Source organism: Catenulispora rubra (genome assembly GCF_015356825.1).
Lineage (GTDB): Bacteria > Actinomycetota > Actinomycetes > Streptomycetales > Catenulisporaceae > Catenulispora > Catenulispora rubra.
The window spans coordinates 1-2,178 of the sequence record NZ_JAACYW010000579.1; the positions used below are offsets into that span (position 1 = coordinate 1).

Here is a 2,178-nt window from a genome sequence, read left to right on the forward strand (position 1 = left end):
CCGCAACCCGGCCCACCGCCCCAACATGAGCCGGATGCTGTTCCTCGACCCCCACTCCCGCGAGCTGTACCAGGACTGGAACCGCAAGGCGCGCGCCGTCGTCGGCAACCTGCGCGCCGTCGCAGGCCGCCACCCGGAGGACCTGCTGCTGGCAGAGCTGATCGGCGAGCTGACGATGAAGAGCCCTGAGTTCGTGGCACTGTGGCGGGACCACCGCGTCACCCCTTGCGACGCAACGAGCTACGACCTGCACCACCCCACGGTCGGCCCGCTGACGGTGACGCAGCAGTCGCTGGCGCTCCTCCGCTCCCCGGAGCAGCTGCTCGTGGTGTGCACGGCACCCGCCGACTCCCCGTCCGAGGCCGCCCTCGCGCTGCTCCGACAGGCGAGCGCGCCGCGCCCGGAGCTGATCGAGGAGAGCTCGACCGCATCGCTGGCCTCTACGCCCTGAGCACCTAACTTCTCCATCGGACTCACCGTTCTCGCGAGAATTGGTCGCAACCACGGAACGAACTTCGGAAGCCAGTGCGCCCTCGTGGCAACGTTCGACGTCACCCTGCCGTCCGGCGGCGCGGAGAAACAGTTCCCAGCCGGCAAACCGAGCCTGACCGACGGCCCCGCGTGCGCCAACTTCGAGATCCACCCGATCGCAGCAGGCTTCGATCCGAGCTACTTCTTTCCCCCGTACAGCCCACCGGTCACGAGCAGCAACTAGGCCGTCAGGCGACACATGCCCTGAAGAACCGTGTGTGGAGTTGGGCACACCCGACTCCACACACGGCTCGGGCCGAGCGATCAGAACGCGAACGAGAGCGACGCGTCCTGGTTGTACAGGCCGTTGCCCTGATAGTAGGAGTTGCACCAAACGGTCGCCGTCCACAGAAGGACACGCGCAGCGCCGGAATGTGCCCCGCCCTTCGTTCCGCATGGGTCGAAACCGGTCGAGGCGCCTCGCAGATAGTTCTGGTCCAGGCCCGGGCAGCACCGGGTTCGGCAAGCCGGTCCGAATGCGTACTACAGAGCACGTCGAACGCAGGACGCCTCGGACGGTGGACGTCGATACACTGAGCCGCCCCGCCGAGTTGATCTCAGTGCCTTGATTGCCGCGCTGATCGTCGCCCGGCGGGTTCTGCCGGTTGGGGACTTCAGTAATTCACAGGGGTGGGGATTCGTGGTGAGGGGTTTGTCTACCGCTGCCCGCAACGGGGCTACGCTCGCGAGCGCGGTAACTCTGGTCGGGCTGACGGTGACGGCGGCTTTGGCCTTCACGCATGGCGGGAAGGAGCCTGCGGCTTGCGGCGTGGGGACTGGCGGGGGGCCCAGCGGGGTTCCGACGGGTGTGCCTTCGGGGGTTCCCACTGGGATTCCGACCGGGGTTCCGACAGGGGTGCCCACGGGTGTCCCGACTGGGATTCCGACGGGCGTACCCACGGGGATCCCAACCGGGATTCCAACAGGCATACCGACGGGGATCCCAACCGGGATTCCGACAGGCGTACCCACGGGGATCCCGACCGGGATTCCGACAGGATTGCCCACTAGTTCCCCGACCTGCCCCACCGATCCTTGCGGACACGGTGGTCCGAGCGGGATCCCGACAGGCCTTCCCACCGGTCTGCCGACCGGAGTGCCCACCGGGCTCCCCACAGGCCTTCCAACCGGTGTTCCGACCGGCATCCCGACCAGCGGCGGCGTTCCGACCGGCCTTCCCACGGGAGTCCCGACCGGAGTTCCCACCGGCCTGCCGACCGGCATCCCGACCGGAGTCCCCACCAGCATTCCGACGTGCATCGCGACCAGCGGCCCCACCGGCGCTCCGAGCAGCGTTCGCCCGACCGGCGGCCCGTCGGGCGTGCCGACCGGCACCACGCCGCCGACCTCGCCGAGCAGCACCCTGCCGTCCACACCGTCGAGCACACCGTCGAGCAGCGTGCCGTCCACGCCCTCGAACTCCAGCCAGCCGTCGACCTCGCCGAGCGGCACCCTGCCCTCGACTCCGGCGCCGAGCTCGTCGTGGAGCTCGCCGAGCCCTGTCCCGAGTTGGCCGTCGACCCCGCCGAGCACTCCCTGGACCTCGTCGGGCCCGACCACCCCGTGGTCGCCCACGCCGCCGACCACACCGCCCACGACGCCAACGCCGACGCCCACCCCCACGCCGACACCGACCCCGACGCCCAC

3 protein-coding genes are annotated in these 2,178 nt (G+C 69.6%); all 3 read left to right on the forward strand.

From position 1 onward, the window contains the following. Positions 1-451, forward strand: a 451-nt coding sequence (locus GWK61_RS54190; RefSeq protein ID WP_438939839.1) for an MmyB family transcriptional regulator, incomplete at its 5' end; no start/stop codon positions are given. A gap of 84 nt (positions 452-535) precedes the next feature. After that, entirely contained in the window at positions 536-715 is a 180-nt protein-coding gene (locus GWK61_RS54195) for a hypothetical protein (protein ID WP_194922229.1), read from the forward strand. A 1,070-nt stretch (positions 716-1,785) separates the two neighbouring features. Then, a partial coding sequence (locus GWK61_RS60435; RefSeq protein WP_194922230.1) for a hypothetical protein occupies positions 1,786-2,178 on the forward strand: 393 nt, incomplete at its 3' end.